The 1,753-nt window shown below is 72.2% G+C and carries 2 protein-coding genes; both read right to left on the reverse strand.

Annotation, left to right across the window (positions count from 1 at the left end; translation table 11 throughout):
* Positions 1–794 (reverse strand): 3-hydroxyacyl-CoA dehydrogenase family protein (locus ABGB06_RS39335; RefSeq protein ID WP_347600529.1); only part of this gene is annotated, 794 nt, incomplete at its 3' end.
* The coding region (locus ABGB06_RS39340) for a hypothetical protein (RefSeq protein WP_347600532.1) at positions 791–1,753 on the reverse strand (963 nt) is incomplete at its 5' end. The genes ABGB06_RS39335 and ABGB06_RS39340, both read right to left, overlap by 4 nt.

Raw genomic sequence — 1,753 nt, forward strand, 5'->3', positions numbered from 1 at the left:
GAGGTGTGTTCGTGCAGGACGTTGAGGGTGTCGACGATGGTGTCCAGGCCGATGAGGTCGGCGGTGGCCAGCGGCCCGGTGGGGTGGCCGAAGCAGTCGCGGAAGATCCGGTCGACGGTGGCGGGGCTGGCGGTGCCCTGGTGGACGACGGTGGCGGCCTCGTTGACGGTCAGCATCAGCACCCGGTTGGTGACGAAGCCCGGACCGTCGGACACCACGATCGGGGACTTGCCCAGGGAGACCAGCAGGTCGGTGGTCCGGCGGAGGGTCTCCTCGCTGGTGGTCTCCGCCCTGACCACCTCGACGGCGGGCTTGGCGGGGGCCGGGTTCATGAAGTGGGTGCCCAGCACCCGGTCCTGGTGGCCGGTCACCGCGGCGAGCGAGGCGATGGGAATGGCCGAGGTGCAGGACGCGAGGATCGTCCCGGGCGGACACAACCGGCCCAGCCGCCGGAACAGGTCCTCCTTCACCGGCTGGCGTTCCACGGCGCATTCGACGACGAACGTGGCCGCGCCCAGGGCGTCCAGCTCGTCGGTCCACCGCACCCGAGCGGCGACGGCGGCGAGGTCCACCTTCTCACCGCCGCTGAGCATGGCGTGCCGCAGCCCCTGGCGCAGCCGCTTCGGCGCGCTGGTGCGGGCGTCCGCCGACGGGTCGACGACGGTGACGGGGTGGCCGGCGCGGGCGAAGCACGCGGCGACGCCCACGCCCATCTGGCCCGCGCCGACGACCCCGACGACGCCGACGACGCCGAGGGGAGGGGTGCTGTCGGTGCTGTCGGATGTTCCGGTCATGACGAGGCCCCCGTTTCGTTTTCGGCCCCGGCCACGGTGGGCTCGGGCTCTTCGGTGATCAGCCGGACGTGTCCTGGTGGCGGTGGCGGCGGGAGTGCGGGATCGCGGGCCAGCAGGATCCGCCCGTCGTGCCCCCCGTGCCCTGCCTGGTCCTCGGGTTCCTCGACGGGTGCGAACCCGGCGAAGCGGAGGGTGACGAGCATGACCCGGTTGACGTCCCTTGGCACGAACCTCGCATGCGGGCGCAGGCCGCGGTCCAGGGCGCGGCGGATGACGTGGTCCAGCAGTACCGAGCCGACCCGGCGGGACATCACCCGGCAGGACATCAGCAGCAGGTCCAGCACGGCCCGGGTGGCGTCGAGTTCGGTGACGGCCAGCCCGATCGTGCCGTACTGGCCGTAACGGTCCTCCAGGGAGGCGACGAGCACCTCGTGCCGCGGTGACCTGGTCAGCTCCCGCAGGTCCCGTTCGTCGTAGGTCACCCCGGTGGTGTTCAGCTGGTGGGTACGCACGGTCAACTCGTGGGCGCGGGCGATGTCCGCCTCACCGGCCCGGCGGACGGTCATCACCAGCCCCAGCCCGCGCAGGAACTCGGTCGGCGTGCCGGCGAACTCCTCCTCGGCCGCGGTACGCGCCCGTTCCGCCTGGTACATCCGCCGACGCGCCCGCGCGTCGTGGGTGACCACCGCGGGCCGGAACTCCGCCAACCCCGCCAACTCGTCAAGGAGGTGAGCCGGATACGTCCGCACCTGGGGTAACGCCGCCGCCACCTCGGCGCGTTCCAGGGCGTCGTTGTCCACGAACGCCACGGTGTCCAGACCGATGTTCAGCGTGCTCGCGATCCGCCGCACCGCCTCGGACTTCGCACCCCACCCGATCTCCAACGCGCAGAAGTACTCGGCCAGCCCGTGCGCGGTCAGATGCGCGTGCGCCACGTCGTGGTCACCCCTGCTCGCCAC

The organism is Streptomyces sp. B6B3, from assembly GCF_039871525.1.
Lineage (GTDB): Bacteria > Actinomycetota > Actinomycetes > Streptomycetales > Streptomycetaceae > Streptomyces.